The sequence below is a fragment of the Streptomyces cyaneus genome, from assembly GCF_004028635.1.
In the GTDB taxonomy this organism is placed as follows: domain Bacteria; phylum Actinomycetota; class Actinomycetes; order Streptomycetales; family Streptomycetaceae; genus Streptomyces; species Streptomyces cyaneus.
The window spans coordinates 520,972-547,509 of the sequence record NZ_RQJW01000006.1 but is presented as its reverse complement, the minus strand read 5'-3'; the positions used below and the strand labels follow the sequence as shown (position 1 = coordinate 547,509).

General features: G+C 70.2%; 23 protein-coding genes. 8 read left to right on the top strand and 15 right to left on the bottom strand.

Annotated elements, in window-relative coordinates; translation table 11 throughout:
• Nucleotides 1-86: 86 nt before the first annotated feature.
• Nucleotides 87-1,040 carry a LysR family transcriptional regulator gene (locus EHO50_RS24675; RefSeq protein WP_128433336.1) on the bottom strand — a complete coding sequence of 318 codons (954 nt, stop codon included), beginning with the start codon at nucleotides 1,038-1,040 and terminating at the stop codon, nucleotides 87-89.
• Nucleotides 1,041-1,103: 63 nt separating this feature from the next.
• Between EHO50_RS24675 and EHO50_RS24670 the strand changes: the two genes are divergently transcribed.
• The 3 genes from EHO50_RS24670 to EHO50_RS24660 all read left to right on the top strand — a co-directional run bounded on the left by EHO50_RS24670 (nucleotide 1,104) and on the right by EHO50_RS24660 (nucleotide 4,777).
• A complete protein-coding gene (locus EHO50_RS24670) occupies nucleotides 1,104-2,378 on the top strand; it encodes an MFS transporter (RefSeq protein ID WP_128433335.1) in 1,275 nt (424 codons plus the stop codon).
• A gap of 99 nt (nucleotides 2,379-2,477) precedes the next feature.
• Complete coding sequence (gene dnaN, locus EHO50_RS24665; protein WP_128433334.1) at nucleotides 2,478-3,635, top strand: DNA polymerase III subunit beta; 1,158 nt, start codon at nucleotides 2,478-2,480, stop codon at nucleotides 3,633-3,635.
• Between the two features lie 122 nt (nucleotides 3,636-3,757).
• Nucleotides 3,758-4,777: a sigma-70 family RNA polymerase sigma factor gene (locus EHO50_RS24660; RefSeq protein WP_128433333.1), complete on the top strand. Its 1,020-nt coding sequence runs from the start codon at nucleotides 3,758-3,760 to the stop codon at nucleotides 4,775-4,777.
• Here EHO50_RS24660 and EHO50_RS24655 read toward each other — a convergent pair.
• Nucleotides 4,661-5,047 carry an STAS domain-containing protein gene (locus EHO50_RS24655; RefSeq protein ID WP_128433332.1) on the bottom strand — a complete coding sequence of 129 codons (387 nt, stop codon included), beginning with the start codon at nucleotides 5,045-5,047 and terminating at the stop codon, nucleotides 4,661-4,663. The two genes, EHO50_RS24660 and EHO50_RS24655, sit on opposite strands and share 117 nt — an antisense overlap.
• Before the next feature lie 170 nt (nucleotides 5,048-5,217).
• Between EHO50_RS24655 and EHO50_RS24650 the strand changes: the two genes are divergently transcribed.
• Nucleotides 5,218-6,138, top strand: a complete 921-nt coding sequence (locus tag EHO50_RS24650) for an AEC family transporter (protein WP_128433331.1) — start codon at nucleotides 5,218-5,220, stop codon at nucleotides 6,136-6,138.
• A gap of 5 nt (nucleotides 6,139-6,143) precedes the next feature.
• On the opposite strand, the gene EHO50_RS24645 is transcribed toward EHO50_RS24650, so the two are convergent.
• From EHO50_RS24645 to EHO50_RS24605, 9 genes are all read right to left on the bottom strand, one after another.
• Nucleotides 6,144-6,737 carry a Uma2 family endonuclease gene (locus EHO50_RS24645; RefSeq protein WP_128433330.1) on the bottom strand — a complete coding sequence of 198 codons (594 nt, stop codon included), beginning with the start codon at nucleotides 6,735-6,737 and terminating at the stop codon, nucleotides 6,144-6,146.
• Nucleotides 6,738-6,831: 94 nt separating this feature from the next.
• A complete protein-coding gene (locus EHO50_RS24640; protein WP_181449693.1) occupies nucleotides 6,832-8,109 on the bottom strand; it encodes a thymidine phosphorylase in 1,278 nt (425 codons plus the stop codon).
• Between the two features lie 98 nt (nucleotides 8,110-8,207).
• Complete coding sequence (locus EHO50_RS24635; RefSeq protein WP_128433328.1) at nucleotides 8,208-8,615, bottom strand: cytidine deaminase; 408 nt, start codon at nucleotides 8,613-8,615, stop codon at nucleotides 8,208-8,210.
• The gene (locus EHO50_RS24630) at nucleotides 8,612-9,877 is read right to left on the bottom strand and encodes an ABC transporter permease (protein WP_128433327.1); all 1,266 of its coding nucleotides are present in this window, start codon (nucleotides 9,875-9,877) and stop codon (nucleotides 8,612-8,614) included. The genes EHO50_RS24635 and EHO50_RS24630 overlap by 4 nt, the downstream gene beginning before the upstream one ends.
• The gene (locus tag EHO50_RS24625; protein ID WP_128433326.1) at nucleotides 9,874-10,995 is read right to left on the bottom strand and encodes an ABC transporter permease; all 1,122 of its coding nucleotides are present in this window, start codon (nucleotides 10,993-10,995) and stop codon (nucleotides 9,874-9,876) included. Before EHO50_RS24625 ends, EHO50_RS24630 begins: the two co-directional genes overlap by 4 nt.
• Nucleotides 10,995-12,590, bottom strand: coding sequence for an ABC transporter ATP-binding protein (locus EHO50_RS24620; RefSeq protein WP_128433325.1), 1,596 nt, complete (start codon nucleotides 12,588-12,590; stop codon nucleotides 10,995-10,997). The genes EHO50_RS24625 and EHO50_RS24620 overlap by 1 nt, the downstream gene beginning before the upstream one ends.
• 209 nt (nucleotides 12,591-12,799) lie before the next feature.
• A complete protein-coding gene (locus EHO50_RS24615) occupies nucleotides 12,800-13,852 on the bottom strand; it encodes a BMP family lipoprotein (protein WP_128433324.1) in 1,053 nt (350 codons plus the stop codon).
• Between the two features lie 283 nt (nucleotides 13,853-14,135).
• Nucleotides 14,136-15,191 (bottom strand): BMP family lipoprotein, encoded by a 1,056-nt coding sequence (locus EHO50_RS24610; RefSeq protein ID WP_128433323.1) that lies wholly within the window; start codon nucleotides 15,189-15,191, stop codon nucleotides 14,136-14,138.
• A gap of 400 nt (nucleotides 15,192-15,591) precedes the next feature.
• Nucleotides 15,592-16,815, bottom strand: a complete 1,224-nt coding sequence (locus tag EHO50_RS24605) for a M20 family metallopeptidase (RefSeq protein WP_128433322.1) — start codon at nucleotides 16,813-16,815, stop codon at nucleotides 15,592-15,594.
• Nucleotides 16,816-17,119: 304 nt separating this feature from the next.
• Here EHO50_RS24605 and EHO50_RS24600 point away from each other — a divergent pair, with 304 nt between their 5' ends.
• On the top strand, nucleotides 17,120-17,794 hold the full coding sequence (locus EHO50_RS24600) for a class I SAM-dependent DNA methyltransferase (protein ID WP_128433321.1): 675 nt from the start codon (nucleotides 17,120-17,122) through the stop codon (nucleotides 17,792-17,794).
• Between the two features lie 54 nt (nucleotides 17,795-17,848).
• On the opposite strand, the gene EHO50_RS24595 is transcribed toward EHO50_RS24600, so the two are convergent.
• From EHO50_RS24595 to EHO50_RS24580, 4 genes are all read right to left on the bottom strand, one after another.
• Nucleotides 17,849-18,919, bottom strand: coding sequence for a hypothetical protein (locus EHO50_RS24595; protein WP_128433514.1), 1,071 nt, complete (start codon nucleotides 18,917-18,919; stop codon nucleotides 17,849-17,851).
• A gap of 156 nt (nucleotides 18,920-19,075) precedes the next feature.
• Nucleotides 19,076-20,014 carry an N-acetylneuraminate synthase family protein gene (locus tag EHO50_RS24590; protein WP_128433320.1) on the bottom strand — a complete coding sequence of 313 codons (939 nt, stop codon included), beginning with the start codon at nucleotides 20,012-20,014 and terminating at the stop codon, nucleotides 19,076-19,078.
• Nucleotides 20,015-20,027: 13 nt separating this feature from the next.
• Complete coding sequence (locus EHO50_RS24585) at nucleotides 20,028-21,335, bottom strand: N-acylneuraminate cytidylyltransferase (RefSeq protein WP_128433319.1); 1,308 nt, start codon at nucleotides 21,333-21,335, stop codon at nucleotides 20,028-20,030.
• 32 nt (nucleotides 21,336-21,367) lie between these two features.
• Nucleotides 21,368-22,681: a DUF6716 putative glycosyltransferase gene (locus tag EHO50_RS24580; RefSeq protein WP_128433318.1), complete on the bottom strand. Its 1,314-nt coding sequence runs from the start codon at nucleotides 22,679-22,681 to the stop codon at nucleotides 21,368-21,370.
• A 198-nt stretch (nucleotides 22,682-22,879) separates the two neighbouring features.
• Here EHO50_RS24580 and EHO50_RS24575 point away from each other — a divergent pair, with 198 nt between their 5' ends.
• From EHO50_RS24575 to EHO50_RS24565, 3 genes are all read left to right on the top strand, one after another.
• Nucleotides 22,880-23,860 carry a glycosyltransferase family 2 protein gene (locus tag EHO50_RS24575; protein ID WP_128433317.1) on the top strand — a complete coding sequence of 327 codons (981 nt, stop codon included), beginning with the start codon at nucleotides 22,880-22,882 and terminating at the stop codon, nucleotides 23,858-23,860.
• The gene (locus tag EHO50_RS24570) at nucleotides 23,860-25,236 is read left to right on the top strand and encodes a polysialyltransferase family glycosyltransferase (RefSeq protein ID WP_128433316.1); all 1,377 of its coding nucleotides are present in this window, start codon (nucleotides 23,860-23,862) and stop codon (nucleotides 25,234-25,236) included. Before EHO50_RS24575 ends, EHO50_RS24570 begins: the two co-directional genes overlap by 1 nt.
• A 121-nt stretch (nucleotides 25,237-25,357) precedes the next feature.
• Nucleotides 25,358-26,488, top strand: coding sequence for an acyltransferase family protein (locus tag EHO50_RS24565; RefSeq protein WP_181449684.1), 1,131 nt, complete (start codon nucleotides 25,358-25,360; stop codon nucleotides 26,486-26,488).
• Nucleotides 26,489-26,538: the final 50 nt, after the last annotated feature.

The window sequence follows — 26,538 nt, the reverse complement described above, 5'->3', positions numbered from 1 at the left end:
TTGCGATTGTCCTCGGACTGCCGGTCGTCCGTGGCTGGTCGCGCCCGCGCGGCGGAGCCGCACAGTGAACAGGGTCCCGCGCCCCCCTAGGTCGGCAGCAGGCTGCCCCTCCTCGAGAGCAAGAACTTCTTGAAGGCGGCCACCGGGGGTGTGTCCGGTCGGTCCGCCAGCCAGGCCACGCCGATTTCGCGGGCCGCGCGTGGGGCCGTGACCGTCAGCTCCGCCACTCCCGGGCGGGGCACCGCCGGCGGGGGCAGCAGGGCGACTCCCAGGCCCGCCGCCACCAGCCCCCGCAGTGTCTCCGCCTCCTCACCCTCGAAGGCGATGCGCGGCTTGAAGCCTGCCTCCTGGCACAGGTCGTCGGTGATGCGGCGCATGCCGTAGCCCGGCTCCAGGGTCACGAAGGTCTCGTCGGCCGCCTCGGCCAGGCGGATGCGTTTGCGCGCCGCGAGGCGATGGTCGGCCGGGACGACCAGGCGGAGTTTCTGTTCGTCCAGGCGGCGGGCCACCAGGTCGGGGGCGTCCGGCACCGGGGAGGTCAGGCACAGGTCGAGCTCACCGGAGCGCAGACGCTCGATCATCGCCTCGCCGTAGTTCTGGACGAGGCTGAAGCGGATGCGGGGGTGGTCGGCGCGGAAGGCGTGGATCAGGCCGGGGACCGTTTCCGCGCCCATGGTGTGCAGGAAGCCGAAGGCGACCTTGCCGGTGGCCGGGTCGGCGTCGGCGCGCACCTCGTCGGCGGCGCGCTCGATCTCGGCGAGGGCGCGTTCGACGGAGGTGAGGAAGGTGCGGCCGGCGGGGGTCAGGGAGACCGTACGGCCGTGGCGGGCGAACAGGTCGACGCCCAGGTCCTGTTCGAGGCGGGCCATGGCACGGGAGAGCGTGGACTGCGGGACCTGCATCTCCTGGGCGGCCCGGGTGACGTGCTCGGTGCGGGCGACGCCGGCAAAGTACGCGAGGCGGGGCGCCAGCAACATCACCATGTCTTCTGTGTCACTGGATGGTGACAGGCGAGCTCGTGACCTCTGCTGATGCTCCATGGGAACGATTATGGCCAATCCATGCATTGGACGGATCAGCGGGATCGTACGTAGCTTCGAAGCATGTCTCCCGCCAGTACCGGGGCGTCCACCATCGTGGGCGCCGCACCCTCTGTCCCTGTCGTCGACTCCCGTATGGCCCCGGGCGGCCCCGGCTACCGCCGGATGAGCTTCGCCCTCTTCCTCGCCGGTGTCGCGACCTTCGCCCTCCTCTACTCCACGCAGGCCCTGCTGCCGCTGATCTCGGGTGAGTTCGGGGTGGCGGCGAGCGAGGCGAGCTGGACGGTGGCGGCGGCGACGGGCGGTCTGGCCCTGTTCGTACTGCCGATGAGCGCCCTGTCGGAGCGGTTCGGACGCCGTACGGTCATGACGGCGTCGCTGGCGGTCGCGGTGACGGTCGGGCTGCTGGTCCCCTTCGCGCCGAACCTGACCGCCCTGGTCGTGCTGCGGGCGGTCCAGGGCGCAGCGCTGGCCGGACTCCCCGCGTCGGCGACGGCGTATCTGGCCGAAGAGGTCCGCCCGAAGGCGCTGGTCACGGCGATCGGCCTGTTCGTCGCGGGCAACAGCGTCGGCGGGATGAGCGGCCGGGTCATCACCGGCTGGGTCGCGCAGGAGTGGGGCTGGCGGGTCGCGATCGGTGTGATCGGCGTGATCGCGGTCGCGTGCGCGGTGGCCTTCCGGCTGCTGCTTCCGGCGCCGCGCCACTTCAAGCCGGGCTCGCTGCGCCCGCGCGTCCTGGCCCGCACGGTCCGCGCCCACCTCGCGAACCCGCTGCTGTGCCGCCTGTACGCGATCGGCGCCCTGTTCATGACGGTCTTCGGCGGCGTGTACACGGTGATCGGCTACCGCCTGACGGAGGCGCCGTTCGGCCTCCCCCAGGGCGTCATCGGCTCGATCTTCCTGGTGTACCTGGTCGGTACGGTGTCGGCGTCGACGGCGGGACGGCTGGTGGGCCGCCTGGGCCGCCGAGGCGCGCTGTACGCGTCGGGCGCGACGACGGCGACGGGTCTGCTGCTGTCCCTGGCGGGCTCGCTCCCCCTGGTCCTGCTGGGTCTGGTCCTGATCACCGGCGGCTTCTTCGCGGGGCACGCGGTGGCGTCCTCTGCCGTCAGCAAGACGGCGACGCAGGGCCGCGCCCAGGCCTCGGCGCTGTACCAGTCGGCCTACTACATCGGCTCCAGCGCGGGCAGCACCATCGGCGCGATCGCCTTCCACGCGGGTGGCTGGGCCGGCACGGTCGGGGTCGGCCTGCTGGCGGTGCTCGGCGTCGTGACGATCACGGTGTTCGGGACCCGGGCGGCCCGGCTGCAGCGGCAGCAGCTGGCGACGGCGGCCTGATCCTCCGGTACGTCCCCTCCCCCTGGTCGGGGCCGGTTGTCAGTGGCCGCGGATAGTCTCCGCGATCACTGACGACCGGGCCGACCAGGGGGATTTCTGATGCAGTTCCGAATCGAGCGGGCCGCCTTCGCCGAGGCCGTGGGGTGGGCGGGGCGCGCGCTTGCGTCGCGCACCCCGGTGCCGGTGCTGGGCGGTCTGCTGCTGGCCGTCGACGCCGGGCGGCTCACCGTCTCGGGGTTCGACTTCGAGGCGGCCGCGCGGACGGAGGTGAGCGCCGAGACCACGGGGGCCGGCGAGGTGCTCGTGCCCGGGCGTCGGCTGCTGGACATCTGCCGGGTGCTGCCGGACGGGCCGGTGAGCTGTGCCCTGGAGGGCACACGGTTCACGGTGGAGGCGGGCGGCACCGAGTTCGGCCTTTCGACGCTGCCGCGGGAGGAGTATCCGACGCTGCCGTCACAGCCTGCGGCGTACGGCAGTGTGGACGCCGCGGCGTTCGCGACCGCCGTCGGGCAGGTCGCCGTGGCGGCCGGGCGGGACGAGACGCTGCCCGTGCTGACCGGCGTGCAACTGCGCCTGGACGGCGACTCGATGACCCTGGCGGCGTCGGACCGGTACCGGTATGCCGTACGGCGGGTGGAGTGGAAGCGGGACGGGGCAGCGGGCTCCGAGGCTGTCGTGGAGGGCTCCGACGGTGTCGTGGACGCGCTGGTGCCCGCACGGCGGCTGCTGGACGCCGCGCGGGCGCTGGCGCGGTGCGGGGCCGTGCGGGTCGGGCTGGACCCGGCCGCCGGTGGTGGGCTCATCGGCGTCGAGGGCGGGGGCCTGCGGACCGTCGTACGGCTGCTGGACGGGCAGCTGCCGAAGTACGGGTCGCTGTTCGACATGGGCGGGGCCGCCGTCGCCGAGGTGGAGTGCGGGGCGCTGACGGAGGCGGTACGGCGGGTCGCCGTGGTGGCGGAGGCGAGCAGTCCGGTGCGGTTGGACTTCTCGGCCGACGGGACCGTGCTGCTGCGGGCCGGGTACGGGGACGACGTGGCGGCGCAGCGGCTGCCGGCCGTGCTGAGCGGCGCCCAGGAAGTCGCCGTGGCCTTCAACCCGGCGTATCTGCTGGACGCGCTGAACTCCTTCGAGGCAGCGCGGCTGCGGCTGGAACTGCTGGGGACGGGGCAGCGGGCACTGCTCAGTGCCGTGTCTGCCGAGGATGGCGCGGCCGACAGTCACCGGCATCTGCTCATGTCCGTGAAGCAACTGGTCTGACACCGGCTCCGACCTGGGCGTTTGTGCGCTCCGGGGGCCATTGTCAGTGGGCTGCGGTAGCTTCCGAAGTGTGGGGCGCGATGAGGCGCACTTCGGGACAGGGCCACAGGGGTGGGTGGACGATGAGCGACGGTACGGCGACTACGACAACGGACCTCGACGTCAGGCTGGAGAAACACCGCGTCGAACTGACCGGGTACTGCTACCGCATGCTCGGCTCGTCCTTCGAGGCCGAGGACGCGGTGCAGGACACGATGGTCCGCGCCTGGCGGAGCTACGAGAAGTTCGAGGGGCGCTCCAGCCTCCGGTCGTGGCTGTACCGCATCGCGACGAACGTCTGCCTGGACATGCTGACCGCCGGCAACAAGCGGGCCAGGCCCATGGACCTGACGGAGTCGACGCCGCTGGCTCAGGCGGCGCTCTCGCCCCGTCCGGACAACACCTGGCTGGAGCCGATGCCGGACAGCCGGGTGCTGCCCACGACCGACGACCCGGCGGAGGCGGCCGTCGCCAAGGAGTCGGTGCGCCTCGCCTTCATGGCCGCCCTGCAGCAACTGCCGCCCAAGCAACGGGCGGTGCTGATCCTGCGCGAGGTGCTGGCCTGGAAGGCGAGCGAGGTCGCCGAGCTGCTCGGCACGACGGTCGCGTCGGTCAACAGCGCGCTCCAGCGGGCCCGCGCGACACTCGCCGAGCAGCAGCAGCCGGGCAGCGGCGCCGACGCCTCCGACCCGCTGGACGACGAACAGCAAAAGCTCCTGGAGCGGTATGTCGCCGCCTTCGAGGGCTACGACATGACGGCGCTGACGGCCCTGCTGCACGAGGACGCCATCATGACGATGCCGCCGTTCGACCTGTGGCTGACCGGCGTCAAGGACATCACCGGCTTCATGACGACCCTCGGCGCCCCCTGCGCCGGCTCGCACCTGGTCCCGGTCCAGGTCAACGGACTGCCGGGCTTCGCCCAGTACAAGCCGGACCCGGAGAAGGGCGGCTTCACCCCCTGGGCGGTCCAGGTCCTGGAGATATCAGACGGCCGGATCACCGGGTTCCACTGCTTCCTCGACACCCAGCGCTGGTTCCCGCTGTTCGGGCTCCCCCTCCATCTCGAAGCGGAGGCCGACCAGGTCGAGGAGGGCGTGTAGGGCCGGGTCCGGGTCGCGTAGCCGTATCCGGCCCCCGGCACGCCGGGCGGCGAGCTGCAGCCGCGCCAGCAGGTCGACGGCGCCGAGCCCCGGCGGCCCGAGCCCTCCGACGTCACACACCACGACTCGGGTTCCCGAGGCCTCCAGCAGCGCACGCACGTCGTCGCACAGCCCTGCCACCTCGTCCCGGGTGACGGGGCCGGCCAGCACGAGTACAGCGGGTGTCATGGCGTCCACGATCGGTAGACCGGGCGGGGCGGCGTAACTCATCGGGCCAGCTCCGGTCGCCGTATTCCCGCTGCTCGTGGCCCGTGCGCGGGTGTCCGCCGACCGAGATCACGTTGACCCGCTGCCCTCCTTCCCCAGAGGGTTGGCTGTATGCCCCACGCATCAGCGCATCCCCGAATACCCTGCGGCCTCCTCTCCGCCGAGGAGGCGCCGTGCAGGGGGTGTTGACGGGGTTCGCGGTGATCGCGGTCGTCATCGGGGTGGGCTATGTGATCGGCCGGCGCGGTTACCTCGGCGGCAATGGCCGCGAGGTGCTGACCAAGCTGGCCTTCCATGTGGCGTCCCCGGCCCTGCTGTTCACCACGCTGGCGCAGACCGACCTCTCGGTGATCTTCTCCAGTCGCCTGCTGGTCACTGCACTGAGCACGGCCGCGGCGGCCGGAGTCTTCGTCACGGTCGGGGTCGTACGGCGCTGGGGCGTGGGCCGCACGACGATCGGCGCGCTGTGCTCCAGCTACGTCAACTCCGGCAACCTCGGCATCCCCATCGCGGTGTACGTCCTGGGCGACGCCTCGCTGGTGGCGCCGGTGCTGCTGTTCCAGCTGGTCGGGGTCACCCCGATCGCGCTGACGGTCCTCGACCTGTCCGGCGAGGGCGAGAAGGGCCCGCTGTGGCGGCGGCTGCTGACGCCGTTGCGCAACCCGATCGCGGTGGGCTCACTGGCGGGGGTGGCGGTGTCGGCGGCGGGGTTGAAGGTCCCGGCGCCCGTCCTGGACCCGCTGACCCTGATCGGCGGCATGTCGGTCCCGGCGGTCCTGCTGGCCTTCGGGATCTCCCTGTGCGGCAGCACGATGCCCGGCCGGGGCCCGGACCGGCATCCGGTGCTGCTCTCGGTCGCGTTGAAGTCGGTGGGCCAGCCTGCCGCGGCCTGGGCGCTGGCGGCGGGGGTGTTCGGGCTGCGGGGCGCTCCGCTGCTGGACGTGGTGGTGACGTCCGCGCTACCTGCGGCGCAGAACCTGTTCACGTACGCGTCGAGTTACGGGGTGGGTGAGCGGTTGGCGCGGGACTCGATTCTGCTGTCGACGGTGTTGTCGGTGCCGGTGCTGGTGGGAGTGGCGGCGTTGTTGGGGTGAGGGCCTCAGGTCAGAGGGAAGATGCCGGTGTCGAGGACCAGCTTGAACGGTGCGGGTAGCGTCAACTCCTCGCCGTACTCCACCGAGGCGAGGACTCGGTACGTGCCGCTCTGAGGTTCTCCGTAGAGCGTCGCCGTGGGGCGCCCCGACTGCCAGGCGTCCAGGAGAAGGTAGAGCGGCACGCCTGCCACGGCGTAGCCATGGGCCTTCTTGATGCGATCGTGGTTCGCATTGCTCCGGGACGTGACCTCGACGACCAATTCCGCCTCGCCTGCGTGCACTCGCGTGCCACGGCGCAAGGCAGCTCTCGGCACCACACACAGGTCGGGAACGAACAGGCTGCCCGTCTCCGGACACGTCAGCCCGAGGGTCTGATAGATACCCCAGTCGCAGCCAGGAGGTCGTGCGCCGTACAGGAGCTCGTGAAGCAGCTCGGCAGTGTCGTTGTGCTCTTCGGACGGCGGCGGCGGCACGGTGACGACCGCTTCGATGATCTCCACCTTGCTGCCCTCGGGAGCGTCCGTCTCCTCCCAGACACGGACGATCTCGTCCCAGTCCGTGCCCTCAGGGGCACCGGACTCGGCGGCGAGTGCGCTCATGGCGGTCTCCAATCGGTCGTCACCGATCCCAGCATGCCGAACGGGACCGGCGCCGGTCCACCGATCCCGTTCACCCGAAAGGGAAACCGCCTGGTCAGGCGATACGTTCCAGCACGACAGGCGACGCCGTGAAGTCCGTCCCCGTCGCCGCGATGTCGTACGACCCCTCCACCGACTGGAGCGCGTACTCGAAGCGCTCCGGGGTGTCGGTGTGCAGGGTCAGCAGGGGCTGGCCCTCGGTCACCGTGTCGCCCGGCTTGGCGTGCAGTTCGATGCCCGCGCCCGCCTGCACCGGGTCCTCCTTGCGGGCACGTCCGGCGCCCAGGCGCCAGGCCGCGACACCGATGTCGTAGGCGTCGAGGCGGGTCAGGACACCGGACGACGGTGCCTTGATCACGTGCTGCTCGCGCGCCACCGGCAGCTCCGCGTCCGGGTCGCCGCCCTGGGCCGCGATCATGCGGCGCCAGACGTCCATCGCCGAGCCGTCGGCCAGGGCCTTGGCCGGGTCGGCGTCCTTCACTCCGGCGGCGTCCAGCATTTCGCGGGCGAGAGCGATCGTCAGCTCGACCACGTCGGCGGGACCGCCGCCCGCCAGGACCTCCACCGACTCGCGGACTTCGAGGGCGTTGCCCGCCGTCAGGCCCAGCGGGGTCGACATGTCGGTCAGCAGGGCCACCGTCTTCACGCCGTGGTCCGTGCCCAGCCCCACCATCGTGGACGCCAGCTCGCGCGCGTCCTCGATGGTCTTCATGAAGGCGCCCGTGCCGACCTTCACGTCCAGGACCAGAGAGCCCGTGCCCTCCGCGATCTTCTTCGACATGATCGACGAGGCGATCAGCGGGATCGCCTCGACCGTGCCGGTGACGTCGCGCAGTGCGTACAGCTTCTTGTCCGCGGGGGCCAGCCCGTCGCCCGCCGCGCAGATCACCGCGCCGGTGGTGTCGAGGACGTTCAGCATCTCCTCGTTCGAGAGGAGGGCGCGCCAGCCCGGGATCGACTCCAGCTTGTCGAGCGTGCCGCCCGTGTGGCCGAGGCCTCGGCCCGAGAGCTGGGGAACGGCGGCCCCGCAGGCCGCCACCAGGGGCGCGAGCGGGAGGGTGATCTTGTCGCCGACGCCGCCCGTGGAGTGCTTGTCGGCGGTGGGGCGGGACAGGGACGAGAAGTCCATGCGCTCGCCGGAGGCGATCATCGCGGCCGTCCAGCGGGCGATCTCACGGCGGTTCATGCCGTTGAGGAGGATCGCCATGTTGAGGGCGGCCATCTGGTAGTCGGCGACCTCGCCGCGGGTGTACGCGTCGATGACCCAGTCGATCTGCTCGTCGCTGAGCTCGCCGCGGTCCCGCTTGGTGCGGATGACGGAGATGGCGTCCATGGCCATGGCTTGGCTTCCTTCCGAGGGTTCCAGAAGTCGTACGGCCCCTCCGAGCCGGTCGTGTGAACAACTCGGAGGGGCCGCACGGGAGTTACGAGTTACTTGGTGAGGTGGCCCGGCCCGAAGGCCTGGGGCAGCATCTCCGACAGCGGCAGGATCCCCGCCGGGGTCTCCAGCAGCAGGTCCGGCCCGCCGAACTCGTACAGCAGCTGTCGGCAGCGGCCGCACGGGACCAGGGGGTCGCCGTTGCCGTCCACACAGGTGAAGTGCGTCAGGCGGCCGCCTCCGGAGTTCTGCAGCTCCGAGACCAGTCCGCACTCGGCGCACAGGCCGAGACCGTACGACGCGTTCTCGACGTTGCACCCGGTGATCGTGCGGCCGTCGTCGACCAGGGCCGCGACGCCGACCGGGTAGCCGGAGTACGGGGCGTAAGCGCGGGACATCGCGTCCCGGGCCGCCGCGCGCAGCTTGTCCCAGTCGACGTCGTGGGAGGCGGCCGAGGTCACTTGCCCTGGCCCTTCCGGTACGGCAGGCCGTCCGCCTTCGGCATGCGCAGGCGTTGCGCGGACAGTGTGAGGACGATGAGCGTGATGACGTACGGCGTGGCGGAGACGACCTGGTTCGGGACCTCGTTGGTGGTGGCGTACCAGGCGTACACCAGGGCACCGACGACCGCGGTGATCATCGACGAGGCGTACTTCTTGGTGACCACGAGCCAGATGGCGCCGATGATCAGCAGGAGCGCGCCGAGCAGCAGCAGGGCGTGGACGTTCTGGGAGCCGCCGCGCAGGTTGAGGCTGTCGGTGTAGCCGAACAGACCGGCGCCGAGGGCGAGACCGCCCGGCATCCAGTTGCCGAAGATCATCGCGGCGAGACCGATGTAGCCGCGGCCGCTGACCTGGCCCTCCAGGTAGAAGGGGTTGGCCACGATGGAGAGGAAGACACCGCCGAGGCCGGCCAGGCCGCCGGAGATGACCACGGCGATGTACTTGTACTTGTAGACGTTCACACCGAGGGACTCGGCCGCCACCGGGTTCTCACCGCAGGAGCGCAGCCGCAGACCGAAGGCCGTACGCCACAGGATCCACCAGGTCGCCGGGATCAGCGCGATGGCGATCAGGGTCAGCCAGGAGACGTCGGTGACCAGGCCGCCGAGCAGGCCGGCGATGTCCGAGATGAAGAACCAGCCGTGGTTGTTCAGGTCCCGCAGCCCGTCGGACAGGCCCGGCACGGTGAAGTGGCCGAGCGAGTCGATCGCCGGGGACTGCTTGGCGGAGCCGCCCGCGTGGCCCTCGAAGGCGAGGGGCGCGAGGTAGCGGGTGATGCCGAGGGCGAGGATGTTGATCGCCACACCGGAGACGATGTGGTTGACCCTGAAGGTGACGGTGGCGATGGCGTGCAGGATGCCGCCGATGCAGCCGCCGATGATGCCGACGACGACACCGGTCCACGGGCCCCACTGGAAGCCGGCCCAGGCGCCGAACCAGGTGCCGAGGATCATCATGCCCTCGAGGCCGATGTTGACGACGCCCGCCCGCTCGGCCCACAGACCGCCGAGACCGGCGAGGCCGATCGGCACGGCGAGCTGGAGGGCGGTGGACATCTGGCTGACGTTGGTGATGCCGTCGGCGCCGGTGATGATGCGGACGATCGAGGTCAGCGCCAGGGCTCCGGCGATGACCAGCAGCAGGACCTGCCACGACAGGCGGCGGCCGGTCGGCGCGGCGGGCTGCAGCGTGGGCTGGTTGACGTCGGTGGCGGTGGTCATCGGCCAGCCACCTCCTTCGTGTTGTTGTCGGCGCCGAGCACGTGGCCGGCGGCGAGTTCTGCGCCGACCCGGCGCTGCTGGCGGCGCAGGCCCCACTCACGGACGGCCTCGTAGGAGACGACGACCGAGAGCACGATCAGGCCCTGCATGATGACCGCGATCTCCTTGTCGTAGCCGTGGAAGTCCAGCTCGGGCGACGCCTTGTCGAGCCAGGCCCACAGCAGGGCGGCGAACGCGATGCCGACGGGGCTGTTGCGGCCGAGCAGCGCGATGCCGATGCCGAGGAAGCCGATGCCGGTGGGGAAGTTCAGGCTGTACGTGTGGGTGTCGCCGAGCAGGATCGGCAGGCCGGCGAGGCCCGCGATGCCGCCGGAGATCAGCATGGCGGTGAGCACCATGCGCTTGGGGTCGACACCGCTGGCCGCGGCGGCGGACTCCGAGGCGCCGGAGGCGCGCAGGTCGAAGCCGAAGCGGGTGCGGTTGAGGACGACCCAGTAGCCGATGCCGAGCAGGACGGCGAGGAAGACCAGGCCGTAGATCTCGCCGGCGTCACCCATGTCGATGCCGGGGACCCAGCCGGACTCGTGCATCTCGCCGGTGGTGTTGTTGTTGCCGACCTTGACGCCGAAGACGTTCGGCAGCCACAGGTAGGCGATCACGGAGGTGGCGATCGCGTTGAGCATGATCGTCGCGACGACCTCGCTGACACCGCGGGTGACCTTCAGGACACCGGCGATGCCGGACCAGAAGGCGCCGGTGCAGACCGCGGTGAGGATCAGCAGCGGGACCTGGAGGGCGGCCGGCAGGTTCGCGTGGGCGCCGACGACGGCGGCCATCATGGCGGCGAGCTGGTACTGGCCGTCGACGCCGATGTTGAACAGGTTCATCCGGAAGCCGATGGCCACCGCGAGGGCCGCGATGTAGTACATCGAGGCCTGGTTGATGATCAGCACCTGGATGTCCGAGAAGCTGAGCTGCTCGAACATCAGGGTGTACGGCTCGACCGGGCTCTTGCCCGAGGCGAGCAGCACGATCGCGCTGAGCACGAAGGCCACGGCGAGCGCGATGACCGGTCCGGCCACGGCGAGGAGCACGCGCTCCTTGTCGAACTTCTTCATCAGCGGGCCTCGTCTTCCGGAGACTCGGGAGACTTGCGGATCTCGGGAGTCTCGGGGGTGTCTGCCGGGGACTCGGGGGTCTCGTCGTGTTCCAGGTGACCGGTGGCGGCACCGGTCATCGCCGAGCCCAGCTCCTCCGGGGTGATGGTGGCCGGGTCGGCGTCGGCGACCAGCTTGCCGTTGTAGATCACGCGGAGGGTGTCGGACAGGCCGATCAGCTCGTCCAGGTCGGCGGAGATCAGCAGCACGGCCAGGCCCTCGCGGCGGGCCTCGCGGATGTGGTCCCAGATGGCTGCCTGCGCGCCGACGTCCACACCACGGGTGGGGTGCGCGGCGATGAGGAAGCGCGGCTTGTGGCTCATCTCGCGGCCGACGATCAGCTTCTGCTGGTTGCCGCCGGAAAGGGAGGCGGCGGTGACGTCGATGCCGGGCGTGCGGACGTCGTACGCCTCGACGATGCGGCGCGTGTCCGCCTGCGCGGCCTTCGGGTCCAGCCAGACGCCCTTGGCGTTGGGCTTCTCGGTGACGTGGCCGAGGATGCGGTTCTCCCAGAGGGGGGCCTCCAGGAGCAGGCCGTGGCGGTGGCGGTCCTCGGGGATGTAGCCGATGCCCTGCTCGCGGCGCTTGCGGGTGGTCCAGCCGGTGATCTCCTCGTCGATCAGCGTGATCGTGCCGGAGTCGGCGCTCTTGAGGCCGATGAGCGCGTCGACCAGCTCGGTCTGGCCGTTGCCCTCGACGCCGGCGATGCCCAGGACCTCGCCCGCGTGGATGGTGAAGGTGATGTCGTCCAGCAGGGCCTTGCCGCCGGCCGCCTCCAGGCGCAGCTTGTCCACCGTGATGACGGGGCGGTCGGTGACCGTCGACTCCGCGGTCTCCGGCGTCGGCAGCTCGCTGCCCACCATCATCTCGGCGAGCTGGCGCGGGGTGGTCTCGGCGGGAACGGCGGTACCGACGGTCGTACCACGACGAATGACGGTGATCTCGTCGGCGACGGACAGCACCTCGCCCAGCTTGTGGGAGATGAAGATGACCGACAGGCCCTCGGCCTTCAGCTCGCGCAGGTTGTCGAAGAGCGCGTCGACCTCCTGCGGCACCAGGACGGCCGTCGGCTCGTCGAGGATCAGCGTGGTGGCGCCGCGGTAGAGGACCTTGAGGATCTCCACGCGCTGGCGGGCGGCGACGCCGAGCTCCTCGACCAGGAGGTCGGGCTTCACGCCGAGGCCGTAGCGCTCGGAGAGCTCCTTGATCTTGCGGCGGGCCTTGGCGCCGATGCCGTACAGCTTCTCGCTGCCCAGCACGACGTTCTCGAGGACGGTGAGGTTGTCGGCGAGCATGAAGTGCTGGTGCACCATGCCGATGCCGCGGACGATGGCGTCGGCCGGCGACGAGAAGGTGACCTGCTCGCCGTCGATCGCGATGGTGCCCTCGTCCGGCTTCTGCATGCCGTAGAGGATCTTCATCAGCGTCGACTTGCCGGCGCCGTTCTCGCCGACGAGGGCGTGGACGGTGCCCTTGCGGACGCTTAGGTGGATGTCGTGGTTGGCCACGACGCCCGGGAAACGCTTAGTGATCCCGGCGAGTTCGACGGCGGTCACCTGACCGTTGACCGCCGCGCCGGCCGGAGGGCTGCTGGACGCGTTGATGGCGCACTCTCCTGGGGACGGGGGTCGTCTACGCGCGTAGCGCCCCTATGGCCTGATAAGGGGCCGACGCACCGCGACAACGGGGTACGGGGAGAAGCTTCCCCGTACCCCGTTGAGCGGACGTAACCCCTCGGTTACCGCTGCTCAGGGTGTTGCTGCAATCAGCTGGACTTGACCTTGATCTCGCCGCTGATGATCTTCTCCTTGGCCGTCTTGATGGCGTCCTGGAGCTCGGTGTCGTCCGCGAACTTCGGGTTGGAGTTCGACAGGCCCACCTCGCCGGTCTTCAGATCGCCACGAACGATACCGGTCTCGGGCTTGCCGTCCTCGACCGACTTCGCCAGGTTGTACACCGCCTTGGCGACGTCCTTCATCGCCGAGGTCAGGATGGAGTCCTTGTACTTGGCGAGGGCTTCCTGCTTGTACTGGTCGGAGTCGACACCGATCGCCCACACCTTGTTGGCGGCGGCGGCCTCGATGACACCCTGGCCGGACAGGCCGGCGGCCGCGTAGACGACGTCGGCCTTCTTCTCGATCTGACCCTCGGCGGCCGACTTGCCCTTGTCCGGGCTGGCGAAGCCGCCCTCCTCCGCGGTCTGCGTGAGGTACTGGGAGAGGACCTTGACCTTGGGGTTGGTGTCCTTGACGCCCTGCTCGTAGCCGGCCTGGAACTTGTGGATCAGCGGGATGTCCACACCGCCCACGAAGCCGACCGTGTTCGTCTTGGTGCTCTTGGCGGCGGCGACACCGGCCAGGTACGAGGCCTCCTCCTCGGAGAAGACCAGGTCGGCCACGTTCTTCGACTCGACCGTGGAGTCGTCGACGATGCCGAAGGTGGTGTCGGGGAACTTCTCCGCGGCACCCTTCACGGCGGTGGCGTACGCGTAGCCGACACCGATCACCGGGTTGTAACCCTGCTTGGCCAGCGACACCAGTCGCTGCTCCTTGTCGGCGTCCGTCTCACCCTCGGTGGGCTCGACGTCGGCGGTGTCGTACTGGAACTCCTTCTTCGCCTGCTCCAGGCCCGCGTACGCGGCGTCGTTGAAGGACTGGTCGCCCTTGCCGCCGACGTCGTACGCGATGGCGAGGCCCTTGTTGCCGCCCTTCGACTCCGACGACGAGGCCGAGGTCGAAGTGCCGCCGCAGGCGGAGAGAGCGAGGGCCAGAGAGGCGGTCGCTGCGCCTGCGACCGTGATCCGGGAAATCCGGCGCATGTGTAGAGCTCCTGTCGGTTCGCCCAGCGCCGGACGGTACAGCTCGGGACAGCTTCACAGCTACGGCGCTGGCTTTCGCCGCAGATTAACGCGCGTAGACCTGCCTGAAAACCCCTTCTGTCCACCTTGTTATGCGCCCGTGGCCAACACCACGTCAGACCTTGACCAAGGCCTTGCCGACAGCAAACAGAGCGTGGCGGTGGGTGATCCGGAGAAGCCGGGAACGACAGAGCGGGCGGGCACCCCCCGGATGCCCGCCCGCTCTGTGTGCGTACGACCGCTGCTACTCGGTCTTGACCTTGATGGAGCCGTCGATGATGCCCGCCTTGGCCTTCGCCACGGCGTCGGACAGGCCCGCGATCTTCGCGAACTCCGGGTTGGACTCGGACAGGCCGACGCCGTTGACCTTCAGGTCGAAGGTCTGGGTGCCGGTCAGCGGCTTGCCGTCCTGGACGGACTTGGCCAGCGCGTAGACCGCGCCACCGACGTCCTTGAGAGCGGAGGTCAGGATGTAGTTCTTGTAGTTGGCGAGCGCCGCCTGCTTGTACTGGTCGGAGTCGACGCCGATCGCCCAGACCTTGGCCTTCGCGGCGGCCTCGATGACGCCCTGACCGGACAGACCGGCCGCCTGGTAGACGACATCGGCCTTCTTCTCGATCTGGCCCTCGGCGGCGGCCTTGCCCTTGTCGGGGCTGGAGAAGCCGCCCTCCTCCGCGGTCTGGGTCAGGTACTGGGAGACGACCTTGACCTTGCCACCGCTGGTGTCCTGGACACCCTGCTTGTAGCCGGCCTCGAACTTGTGGATCAGCGGGATGTCCACGCCGCCCACGAAGCCGACGGTGTTGGTCTTGGTGGCCTTGGCGGCGGCGACACCGGCCAGGTAGGAGGCCTGCTCCTCGGCGAAGACGAGGGAGGCGACGTTGTCGCCCTCGACGACCGAGTCGACGATGCCGAAGGTGGTCTTCGGGTACTTCTTGGCCACGGCCTCCATCGCGGGGCCGTAGGCGAAGCCGACGCCGATCACCGGGTTGTAGCCCTGCTTGGCCAGCGACGCCAGGCGCTGCTCCTTGTCGGCGTCCGTCTCGCCCTCGGTGGGCTCGATGTCGGCGGTCTGGTAGCCGAACTCCTTCTTGGCCTTCTCCAGCCCGGCGTACGCGGCGTCGTTGAAGGACTGGTCGCCCTTGCCGCCGATGTCGTACGCGATGGCGAGGCCCTTGGCCGCGCCGCTCGCGTCGCTGTCGCCGCCGCTGTCGCTGCTGGTACCACCGCACGCCGTGGCAGCGAGCGCGATCGACGCAACCCCCACCGCGACACGGGTCAGTTTGGATATCCGACGCATCGTGAAGTCCCCATTCTCCAAGCCCCGCAGTGGGTGCTGAGTTCGGCGCACATTAACGCGCGTAGACACTCCTGGGAACGGGGTTCCGTCGTGCCGTTATCCATTCGTGCCGATGGCCGGTTACGCCCTTGTGAACCACCGGACCGAAAGGTGCGCATGGGACATTGCACCCCCTTACGCACCACACATTCCGTCACCAGGGCTGTCGTCAGCGTGATGGCGCTCGGGTGGGATCGCCATGCGCTCAGGCTGCCTCCGCGGCACGTCGGCCGCAAGCGGAGGGTGCTCTCTCGGCGCCGCATGCAGCAACGCCCTCAAGGGGCGCAGGGAACTGCGCGACCGGCCACAACGAGCCCGCAGTCGCTGAACAACCTCGCCCCTTACAGCGAGGGCGCTCCGACTAACCCGCGGCAGCGTCGAGCAGCGCCGCCGCCGTGAACAGCTCCACCCCCACCTTGATGGCGGACTCGTCGACGTCGAAGTCCCCTTGGTGCAGATCCCGCCCGATCCGGTCACCAGGCGTGCGTACACCCAGGCGGGCCATGGCGCCGGGGACGTGCTCCAGGTACCAGGAGAAGTCCTCGCCGCCGAGGCTCTGCTCGGTGCCCTCGACGGAGTCGGCGCCGCGGCGGGCGGTCATGGCGTCGCGCAGGAGGTCGGTCGCGGCGGGGTCGTTGACGACGGGCGGGACGCCTCGGATGTAGTTGATCTCCGACTTGGCGCGGTGCAGGTTGGCGATCTCGTCGATGGCGGCGACGACGAGGTCGGGCGCCTGCCGCCAAGTGTCGAGGTCGAGGCAGCGCACGGTCCCGGAGAGCTCGGCGTGCTGCGGGATGACGTTGGGCGCGTGGCCGGACTCGATGCGGCCCCAGGTCACGGCGAGGCCGCTGCGGGCGTCGGTGCGTCGGGCGACCAGCGCGGGCACGTCGGCGACGACCCGGGCGGCGGCGGTGACGAGGTCGGTCGTCAGGTGGGGGCGCGCGGTGTGCCCGCCGGGCCCGTCCAGGGCGATTTCCAGCCGGTCGCAGGCGGACGTGATGGCGCCCTGCCGCAGTCCGATCTTCCCGGCGTCCACCTTGGGGTCGCAGTGCACGGCGAGGATCCGGCCCACCCCTTCGAGCACCCCGCACTCGATGACGTCGGCGGCGCCTCCGGGGAGCACCTCCTCGGCGGGCTGGAAGAGCAGGCGGACGGGGCGGGGCAGCTTGCCCTGTTCGAGCAGTTCGGCCAGTACCAGGCCGGCGCCCAGCACCGCGGCCGTGTGGACGTCGTGGCCGCAGGCGTGCGCCCGGTCGGGGACGGTCGAGCGGTACGGGCAGTCACTCTTCGTGTCCGGGATGGGCAGGCCGTCGATGTCGGCGCGCAGGGCGAGCATGGGGCGCTCGCCGTCCCACTCCCCGATGTCACAGACGAGCCCGGTTCCGATGGCGAGCACGCGGGGGCGCAGGCCTGCCTTCTCCAGGCGGGCCTTGATCGCGGCGGTCGTACGGAACTCCTGGTTGCCGAGTTCCGGGTGCATGTGCAAGTCCCGCCGGAACTCGACGAGTTCCGCACGGAGCGCCTCCGGCAGGATGCCGGGAAGGGCGGCTTCTCCGGTGTGATCGGCCTCGGACTCTGCGGACATCAGTTGGTTCACCCTCTAAAGGGTAGGACGCTGGGGTGGCCAACTGACCCTCGATCAACAAAAGTTCAACCCGTTTGGGGAAGAAAATCTGGCCGCCCGACGCATAGGTATCGGTTTGGGTGGGTAAACTCGCGCGACTTTCCGGCCAGTCGATCATGGAATCGACGGAGACGGAGAGTGACGATTTCAGCCACCCACACCTCAACGCATACCACGCCCCGGACAGAACCGTCGGTTCTGTTCACCTGTCGGGATCGCGGACCCCTGGTGAACTTCCGGACGCCCGTCCGTCCGCCGGACTAGGGTGCGGCCCGTGACCGCCGACTTCCTGCAGGCCACCCGAGCCTCGTACGACGCCATGGCCCCCGCCTACGCGGACCGCTTCTCCGACTGGACGGCCGACAGCACTCCCCTGGACCGCTCCCTGGTCAGCGCCTTCGCCGAACTGGCCCGCGAGCACACCCCGGCTCCCGTCGCCGACCTCGGCAGCGGCCCCGGCTCCGTCACCGCCCATCTGCACACCCTCGGCCTGCCGGTCTTCGGCGTCGACCTCTCGCCCCGGATGGTGGGCCTGGCCCGCCGCGCGTATCCCGAACTCCGCTTCCACGTCGGCTCGATGACGTCACTGGACCTGCCGGACGAGACGCTGGGCGGGATCGTCGCGCTGTACTCGATCATCCATGTGCCGGACGATCACCTGCTCACGATGTTCACCGAGTTCCACCGGGTGCTCGTGCCTGGAGCCCCGGTGCTGCTGGCGTTCCAGTCCGGCGACTGCGAGGACCACCTGCACCTGAGCGAGCGCTTCGGCCAGGAGATAGCGCTCGACTACTACTGGCGCACCCCGGACCACGTCATCGCCCACCTCACCGAGGCGGGCCTGCGGCTGTACGCCCGGATCGTGCGGGAACCCGACGGCGAGGAGAAACGCCCCCGCGCCTTCCTCCTCGCCGAGAAGCCCGTTCCCGGACCGCGCTGACCTCCGCCGTCGCGCTGGGCCACCCCGGCCTCCGGGCCGGGCCGGTCCTCCCCGTCACACCACGCTGACCGCCGACAGCCGATGCACGTCCCGCGCCGTCCCCGTAACCCCCGACAGGAACCCCTGCGCCCGCGGCGAGGCATTCTCCGTCAGCCACGCCGGGTCGATGTCGCACACCGCGACCCGGACCTCCGTGCCGGTCAGGGCCAGTGGCAGGGTGTGGACGACGGTCGACGGGAAGCTCAGGATCGTGCGGCCGATGGGGCCGCGGCGGGCGATCAGCTCCAGGGGGAGGTCCGGGCGGACGATCTCCAGGCCCGTCTCGACCGCCAGCCGGTGCAGTTTCTCCGCGCTCTCGCGACGGTGGGCGAAGTAGCGGGTCGCGCCGTGGGCCTTGGCCAGGGAGCGGACCGCCTCCAGGTAGCGGTCGCCGTCCACGACCCCCGTCTCGACCAGCGACGTACCCACCATGTCCGCGCCCTTGGTGATGCGGGGCGGGCCGAAGCGGGCGCGGGTCCAGGCGAAGGTGTTGGCGGTGACCGTCACCCCCTCGGGTGTCTCCTCCATCGGCATCGAGGAGAAGATCTCGACCGTGCGGTGCTCGCTCGGTGTCAGGCGTTTGCGCGCCGCCGACGACACCGGGGCGAAGACCAGGTCGCGCGGGCCGGGACGGCCGCCCTTGCGGTGCCAGCGCACCAGGCGTTCGCCGCGGGCGAGTTGGGCGACGAACTCCATGGTCGCCGTGCCGTCGTCGACGACGACCAGGTCGCGGGCCTTGGTGATGGTCAGCAACAACTGGACGTACCTGGAGAACGGGTCCCCCAGGACCACGCGGTCGGCGCGGCGGAGCCGGCCCGCGAGGCCGCCGATCGTCTGGAAGGGAGCGGCCGCGCCGCCCCGCGCCTCCTCCCAGCGGACCTCGTGCCCCTCGTCCCGCGCCAGCTCGGCCATCCGGCGCAGCTGGCCGCGGGTCATCGGGTCGATCGGGGACAGGACGACGAGGGTGAGTCCCGCGCCGAGTGCGTGCTCGCGGGCGTGGGCCCACTCGAGCACGTTCAGGAGCTGTACCGGGCTCTCGACGAAGGCGAGAGTGTGGGGGCCGGTGTTGCCGGCGCGGTGGCTCATCGACGTACGACCGTCCCGTCGTAAGGCGCTCATGCGGCGCTCGTATTCAGCTCGTGTTGCTGGTGGTCAGGGAACTCGAACGGCGCCGAGTCCGAGCGCCCCGTACTCGGAGCGCTCGGACATCGGCGCGCGCGTTCGAACTCGGTGCGTTCCGGGTCAGACCGAGACCGGCTCGCCCGCCGCCGCGGCGATCTCCGCCTCGGCGACCACACCGGCGACGCGGCGAAGCTTCTTCATCGGGCCGAGCTCGGAGTCGTAGACCTTCTTGACGCCGTCACCGAGCGAGGCCTCGATGGTGCGGATGTCGCGGACGAGGCGGGTGAGGCCCTGCGGCTCGACCGAGGCGGCCTGGTCCGAACCCCACATCGCGCGGTCCAGGGTGATGTGGCGCTCGACGAAGACGGCGCCGAGGGCGACCGCGGCCAGCGTGGTCTGCAGGCCCGTCTCGTGGCCGGAGTAGCCGATCGGGACGTTCGGGAACTCCTTCTCCAGGGTGTTGATCGCGCGGAGGTTGAGCTCCTCGGCCTTCGCCGGGTAGGTGGAGGTGGCGTGGCACATGACGATGTTGTCCGAGCCCAGGACCTCGACCGCGTGGCGGATCTGCTTCGGGGTCGACATGCCGGTCGACAGGATCACGGCCCGGCCCGTCGAGCGCAGGGCGCGCAGCAGCTCGTCGTCGGTGAGGGAGGCCGAGGCGACCTTGTGGGCCGGGACGTCGAACTTCTCCAGGAAGGCGACGGCCTCGGTGTCCCACGGGGAGGCGAACCAGTCGATGTTCTTGGTCTTGCAGTACTCGTCGATCTGGCGGTACTCGTCCTCACCGAACTCCACCCGGTGGCGGTAGTCGATGTAGGTCATCCGGCCCCAGGGGGTGTCGCGCTCGATGTCCCACTGGTCGCGCGGGGTGCAGATCTCCGGGGTGCGCTTCTGGAACTTCACGGCGTCACAGCCGGCCTCGGCTGCCGCGTCGATGAGCTTGAAGGCGTTCTCCAGCTCACCGTTGTGGTTGATGCCGATCTCGCCGCAGATGTAGACGGGCTTGCCCGGGCCGACTTCGCGCGAACCGAAGGAGCGGAGGCGGGAGTTGGTGCTCATGGCAGAGATGTCCTTACTTGGTGAGGGAGTCGAGAGAGGGGCCGAGGATCCAGCTGGCGATCTCTCGGATTGCGCCGTCGCCACCGGGGGTGGTGGTGACCGCGCGTGCGGCGCCGCGCACGACGTCGTGGGCGCTCGCGACCGCCACGGGCCAGCCCACGAGGGCGAAGCACGGGAGGTCGTTGACGTCGTTGCCGACGTAGAGCACGCGCTCAGGCGCGATGCCCTGCTCCTCGCACCACTGCTTGAGTGCGAGGTCCTTCCGGTCGATGCCGTGCAGCACGGGAATCTGCAGCTTCCGTGCGCGGGCGGCGACGACCGGGTTCTGCTCCGTGGACAGGATCAGCATCTTCAGCCCGCTCTTGCGCAGGGCGGCGATGCCGAGGCCGTCTCCGCGGTGCACGGAGACGAACTCCTTTCCATCGGCATCGATCAGCACCCGGTCATCGGTCTGGGTGCCGTCGAAGTCCAGTACGACCGCGTCGATGTCGTCGGCGGTCGGGAGGGCGCCGGGTCGGTCCGCGTCGAACAGCGGCGCCAGCGCGCGGGCGCGGGCCAGGTCGTGCGGATCATCGATCTCCAGGACCCGGGCGGGGTCGGTGCGCACGAGTTCGGTGCGGCCGAAGAAGCGATGCTTGTGCTCGCGGAAGCCGTCGGCGTCCATCGCGTAGGCGGCGCCGGTCTCCAGGAAGTCCTGGGGGCGGTCCTGGCGGCGCGGGCGGAAGGACTTGTCGTGGTTGACGCCGTAGCCGCCGCCGGCTGCGGTGGTGGTGCGGGTGGCGACGGTGTCGGTGCCGCCCTCTACGGCCTGGCGCTCGGCGCGTACGGCAGCCGTGGGCTCGTCGTCGCCGTGGCGCCACACGAAGCCGTGGAAGGGCGCGACGGTCAGCGAGGTGTCGGCGCCGTTGGCGACGATCGCCTTGACCACGCCGTCGATGTCCTCGCGGACGATGAAGGGGCTGGTGCACTGCACGAGCAGGACCACGTCCACCGGCGAGCCGTGCAGCGCCTCGTGCGCGTCCATGGCGTGCAGCACGGCCGCCTCGGAGGTGGCGGTGTCGCCGGCGATGGCGGCGGGGCGCAGCACGACCTCGGCGCCGGCCTGGCGGGCGGCGGCCGCGATGCCCTGGTCGTCGGTGGAGACGACGACGTCCGTGACGAGCCTGGAGGCCCGGCACTCGCGCACCGCACGCGCCACCAGCGGCACGCCGCCGACGGGCATGAGGTTCTTCGCGGGCACGCCCTTGGAGCCGCCGCGCGCGGGGATGACGGCGAGCACGCGCGGCACCGAAGTGCCTTGACCTGCTTCCGGGTTGGACATGGGTTCTGCTCCTTGACGTGAGGTCTGGCGGCTCACAGCTCGCCCATCCGCCGGATGACCGGCGCCACGCGCTGCACGCCGTGCCGGTAGGCGCCGCGCGCCGCCCGGCGCACTATCTGGCGGACCGGGCCGGGCTCCTTGTCGTGGGCGGGGGCGCCGGGCAGCGGGCTGCCGTCGGGGCCGAGGTGGTGGCGGGCGAGGATGCCGGGCAGATAGCCGGGGGCGGTGGCCGGCGTGTAGTACGGCGTGAGGGCGGGCAGTCCGCCGGGCTGCTGGAGCAGCTTGGCGATGCGCTCGCGGGCCGCGTCGAAGGCGGTGGCATACGAGCCGTCGGCGACGACGCCCTGCCGGGACACCCACTCCTCGTCGGGCGTCGGGCTGTGCCCGTCGTCCAGCTGGTCCCAGGAGGCGAGGCACCCGGAGCCCACGAAGTGGTGGTTGCCGAGCACCTCGCGCACGCCGAGGTCGCTGAGGACGACGGTGGGGATACGGCGGTGCAGGGACTCCAGCGCCGCCGTGGAGCTGATCGTGACCAGCAGGTCGGTGCGGTCGAGGACCTCGCCCATGTTCCCGTACACCAGCTGGAAGTTGGCCGGCGGGTCGAGGCGCTGCACCAGCTTCTGGTACGGCAACTCCTCGATGTGCGTGGTGTGTTCGCCGGGCTTGGAGCGCAGCTTCAGCAGCACCTCGCGCTCGGGGTGCTTGCGGGCGTGCTGGATGAGGCGGTTCAGCAGGTACGTACGGTCCCTGCGGTTGTCCGGCACCGAGGGCTGGGCGGCGAAGACGACCGTGTACGGGTCGTGCTCGCCGGCGTAGGGCTCGCCGCCGAGGAACGGCAGCGCCACCTCGGTCACCGCCGAGGAGTCGGCGCCGACCCCGTCGTACACCGCGCGGAACCGCTCGGCGTCCTGGCGGGAGTTGGCGAGGACGAGGTCCGCGCCGTGCCGCAGCAGCAGGCCGTCGGCGAGCTTCTCGTAGACGACGCCGACATAGCCGGTGACGACGACGGGCCGCTCGGACTGCCCCTCCCAGACCCGCTTCAGGCCGTGCAGCATGGCCTGGACGCCCCCGCCGACGAGGGAGAGGACCAGGACGTCGTACGACTCCTGCGCCATGACGCGCAGGAACTCGACGGCGGTCACCTCACGCAGGGAGTCGGCATGAACGCCGACCTCCTGGAGCTGTCGGGGAGTGGGGGTGGCCCGGCCACGCAGGAGGAATCCGTCCAGGCGGATGTCCGAATTCTCCGGAGCGATGCGGTTCGCGGTGAGCGCGCCCCATTTCCACCGGGTATCGGAATCCGCGAGTACGGCAACTCGTCGGGTCTTCGTCGCACTTGCTGGCACGTCGAAGACGCTAGGAAGCGATTGAGAGGTTCTGCCCAACCCAAATGCAACAAACGGTTAACAGCACATCGACGAACGGCGAATCAGCTTCCGAAGCCGTTGAAAAAAAGTCTGGTTCACTGCATCGCCACGCGTCGTTCACCTGACATCAAGCTCCGGGTAAAGACGGGAGCCGGACCGCCGCCTAACGTCCTTCACGTGGTCAAGCTCTCGGTCATCGTGCCGTTCTACAACGTGCAGCAATACGCGCCAGACACCTTGAAGAGCCTGCGTGCGAACACACGCGAGGACTTCGAGTTCATCCTCGTCGACGACTGCTCGACCGACGGGACACCGGACATTCTCGCGCGCGCGGAGCGTGAGCTGCCGGGCGCGGTGGTCGTCAGACACGAGCAGAACGGAGGGCTGGCCACCGCACGGAACACGGGCATCGACAAGGCGCGTGGCGAGTATCTGACGTTCCTGGACGGCGACGACTGGCTGGCGCCCGGCTACTTCCCGCAACTTCTCGCGGCGATCGAGGAGTTGGGCTGCGACTTCGTGCGCACCGACCATGTGCAGTGCACGGGGCGGGCGCGCAGCATCCACCGGGTGCCGCACGGCCGGCGCTGGACGGTGATGAATCCGCGGGAGGCGATCCTGCCCGCCGACCGGTCGACGTCCGTGGACTACGCGTACGCGTGGGCGGGCATCTACCACCGCCGCCTCGTCGACCGCGGGGTGCTGCACTTCACCCACGGGCTGCGCACCGCCGAGGACCGGCCGTGGATCTGGAAACTGCACCGGGAGGCGGAATCCTTCGCCGCGGTGGGGCTGCTGGGTGTCTACTACCGGCGCGGAGTGGCGTCCTCACTCACCCAGATCGGTGACGTCCGGCAGCTGGATTTCATTCGTGCGTTCGATCAGGTAATCGAGGAAACGGCGGCCGACCCCGAGGCCGATAAGCTGCTTCCAAAAGCCGTGCGTACTTATTGCGCGATCATGGCTCATCATCTCGGACAAATCGAGAGGTTCGAACCCGCCGTGGCTCGAAAACTGCGCTCGATGAGCGCCGCCGCCCTGAAAAGAATGCCGCAGGACGTGCTCGCGGAGGTAATGGACTCGATGGACGCGCAGCGCGCCGCCCGGCTGCGACGGGTGCGCCGCCGCTCGATGGGGGCACGGACGGTGGCCGCCTGATGCCGCGCACCACCCAGATCTTCTGCGCCTCGACGCTGTACGGCGCCGCGACCCTGGCCGCCGCCCTGGACGCCGGGCTCTTCGCACCGGCCGACCGCCGGCTGCTGCTGGTCACCAACAACGCGACCAACCCCGAGATCACCCCGTCCGTCGACGCGATGCCGGGCTTCGCGGCGCTGCGCGAGCGTTTCGACGAGGTGCTGTCCTGGAACGCGACCATCGCGCCGTTCCACCCCGGCGGCTGGTCGCCCCGCGCGGACGACATCCCCATGTGGGAGCGGTACGTACGGCTGCTGTGGCACCTCGGCGACGACGAGGTGCAGCTGGCCGTCGAGTCCGTCCAGGTCAATCCGGCCCTCGCGCTGTGCCAGCTGTTCACCGGCGCTCCCGTCGACGTCTACGCCGGCGGCCTCGTGAGCTACGGCCCCACGCGCGACAAGGTCGACCCGCTGGTCGGCACCCGCATCGGGCGCCTGCTGCACCTCGATCTCGTCCCGGGCCTCACCCCGCTGCTGCTGACCGAGTTCGGCGTCCCGACCGAACTGGTGCCGTCCGAGGCGTTCCTCAAGGTGATCGGCGAACTCGCCGAGGGCGAGGGCGAGTTGACCGCGACCGCCTCGGCGACCGCCACGGCCACCGACGCCCAGCCGGCCCTGTTGCTCGGCCAGTACCTCTCCGCGCTCGGCATCCTCACCGACGCCGAGGAGGAGGACGTGCACCGGCAGATGGTGCGCGGCGCCGTCGAACTGGGCCACCGCAGGCTCGTGTTCAAGCCGCACCCCGTCGCGCCGGCCCGCTGGTCGACGATCCTGGAGGACGAGGCGAAGAAGCTGGGCGCCGAACTCACCCTCCTGGACCGGCCCGTACTCGCCGAGGTGGCCTTCCAGCGGCTGCGGCCCGCCCTCGTCGTCGGCTGCTTCTCGACCGCGCTGCTGACCGCCGCCGGTCTGTACGGCGTCCCGGTCGCGCGGGTCGGCACCGACACCCTGCTGGCCCGGCTCGCGCCCTACCAGAACAGCAACCGCGTGCCGCTGACCATCGTCGACGCCCTGCTCCCCGACATCGCGGACGCCTCCGCGGTCGGCGGCTGGGCGATGCCCCCACGCGAGCGGGTGGACGAACTGGCCGCGCTGCTCAAGGCGGTCGGGTTCGCGATGCAGCCGAAGATCTACCCGGGGCTGCGCGACGCGGCCGAGGCCTACCTCACCCACCACCTCAACCCGCACACCTGGCGCTACTTCAAGCGCAAGCGCCTGACCTCGCTGGCCCTGCCGGGCGCCGTACCGGCCCAGCTCTCCTTCATCCCGCGCAACGCGACCGTACGCCGACTGGCGCGCCGGGCGCGGGCGCTGAAGCGCGCGGCGGTGAAGAGGTAGCGGTGGCTGTTCATCCGAGTGACATCTGTGAGCTCCCCATGCGTCAACCGTCACTCACCTTTCACCCGTCGGAGGTACGTAGGTTCGGTTGTCCTACGACTCCACGAGAAGGGCCCCCAGGATGAGCGCGGCTGACCAGGCCACGGCACCGCACATACGGCTGCCCCTGTCCGACCGGCCGCCCGTCCGGCCCCGGGCGGCGAGCCGGCTGCGCGCCCTGGACGGGCTGCGACTGATGGCCGCGCTGATGGTGTGCATGTACCACTTCACCGGCAAGAACGGCGAGGTCGCCAACTCCTGGCACCAGTCCCCCGGGGTCATGTTCCCGACGCTGTCGCAGCTGTCCACCTACGGCAGCCTGGGCGTGCAGTTCTTCTTCGTCATCAGCGGGTTCGTGATCTGCATGAGCAGCTGGGGCCGCAGCCTCGGCGACTTCTTCCGCTCCCGGATCTCCCGCCTCTACCCGGCGTACTGGGTGGCCATCGTCATGGTCACCGGCGCCGCGGTGCTCCTGCCGGTCGTCGTCCACCCGGTCCGGCCGGACGAGTTCCTGGTCAACCTCACGATGATGCAGCAGCCGCTGGGCGTGCCTCGGGTCCTGGGCGTGTGCTGGACGCTGTGGGTGGAGCTGAAGTTCTACGTGCTCTTCGCGCTGTTCGTGATCTGGAAGGGCGTCACCTACCGCCGAGTGGTCACCTTCTGCATCCTGTGGACGCTCGCCGGTGCCTTCGCCCGGGTCGCCGACAACCCGCTGACCGACGAGCTGGTGATGCGCGACCACGCCCCGTTCTTCATCGGCGGCCTCGCGCTGTACCTGATCCACCGCTTCGGCAGCGACCTGCTGCTGTGGGGGATCGTGGGCATGTCCTTCCTGCTGGGCCAGCGCTACTCGGTCACGGCGCTGTGGCACCCCGGCGCCCAGGGTGAGTTCCACCGCTCCCCGTACGTCATCCAGGCCATCGTCTTCTGCGCCTTCGCCGCCGTCGCGGTGGTGGCGCTGGGCTGGACGAGCTGGGCCAACTGGCGCTGGCTGACGGTGGCGGGGGCGCTGACGTACCCCTTCTATCTGATCCACGAGCACCTGGGCTGGTTCTTCATCCGGGTGCTGCACCGGGGCCTCGGCCTGGGCTCCTACGCGACGCTGGCGCTGTCCGTGCTGAGCCTGCTGGGGCTGGCCTGGCTGATGCACCGGTTCGTGGAGAAGCCGTTCGGGCCGAAGCTGAAGCGGGGGCTGCCGGCCGTACGGTTCTGAGACTGAAAGGCAGTTGGGGCGCCCCGTGGCTCGGGGCGCCCCAACTGCCG

Excerpts from the sequence above, each read along its gene's own strand:
- EHO50_RS24675 (WP_128433336.1), bottom strand. The coding sequence starts at position 1,040 with ATGGAGCATCAGCAGAGGTCACGAGCTCGCCTGTCACCATCCAGTGAC.
- EHO50_RS24670 (WP_128433335.1), top strand. The coding sequence starts at position 1,104 with ATGTCTCCCGCCAGTACCGGGGCGTCCACCATCGTGGGCGCCGCACCC.
- dnaN (WP_128433334.1), top strand. The coding sequence starts at position 2,478 with ATGCAGTTCCGAATCGAGCGGGCCGCCTTCGCCGAGGCCGTGGGGTGG.
- EHO50_RS24660 (WP_128433333.1), top strand. The coding sequence starts at position 3,758 with ATGAGCGACGGTACGGCGACTACGACAACGGACCTCGACGTCAGGCTG.
- EHO50_RS24655 (WP_128433332.1), bottom strand. The coding sequence starts at position 5,047 with ATGAGTTACGCCGCCCCGCCCGGTCTACCGATCGTGGACGCCATGACA.
- EHO50_RS24645 (WP_128433330.1), bottom strand. The coding sequence starts at position 6,737 with ATGAGCGCACTCGCCGCCGAGTCCGGTGCCCCTGAGGGCACGGACTGG.
- EHO50_RS24640 (WP_181449693.1), bottom strand. The coding sequence starts at position 8,109 with ATGGACGCCATCTCCGTCATCCGCACCAAGCGGGACCGCGGCGAGCTC.
- EHO50_RS24630 (WP_128433327.1), bottom strand. The coding sequence starts at position 9,877 with ATGACCACCGCCACCGACGTCAACCAGCCCACGCTGCAGCCCGCCGCG.
- EHO50_RS24625 (WP_128433326.1), bottom strand. The coding sequence starts at position 10,995 with ATGAAGAAGTTCGACAAGGAGCGCGTGCTCCTCGCCGTGGCCGGACCG.
- EHO50_RS24615 (WP_128433324.1), bottom strand. The coding sequence starts at position 13,852 with ATGCGCCGGATTTCCCGGATCACGGTCGCAGGCGCAGCGACCGCCTCT.
- EHO50_RS24610 (WP_128433323.1), bottom strand. The coding sequence starts at position 15,191 with ATGCGTCGGATATCCAAACTGACCCGTGTCGCGGTGGGGGTTGCGTCG.
- EHO50_RS24605 (WP_128433322.1), bottom strand. The coding sequence starts at position 16,815 with ATGTCCGCAGAGTCCGAGGCCGATCACACCGGAGAAGCCGCCCTTCCC.
- EHO50_RS24595 (WP_128433514.1), bottom strand. The coding sequence starts at position 18,919 with ATGAGCCACCGCGCCGGCAACACCGGCCCCCACACTCTCGCCTTCGTC.
- EHO50_RS24590 (WP_128433320.1), bottom strand. The coding sequence starts at position 20,014 with ATGAGCACCAACTCCCGCCTCCGCTCCTTCGGTTCGCGCGAAGTCGGC.
- EHO50_RS24585 (WP_128433319.1), bottom strand. The coding sequence starts at position 21,335 with ATGTCCAACCCGGAAGCAGGTCAAGGCACTTCGGTGCCGCGCGTGCTC.
- EHO50_RS24570 (WP_128433316.1), top strand. The coding sequence starts at position 23,860 with ATGCCGCGCACCACCCAGATCTTCTGCGCCTCGACGCTGTACGGCGCC.
- EHO50_RS24565 (WP_181449684.1), top strand. The coding sequence starts at position 25,358 with ATGAGCGCGGCTGACCAGGCCACGGCACCGCACATACGGCTGCCCCTG.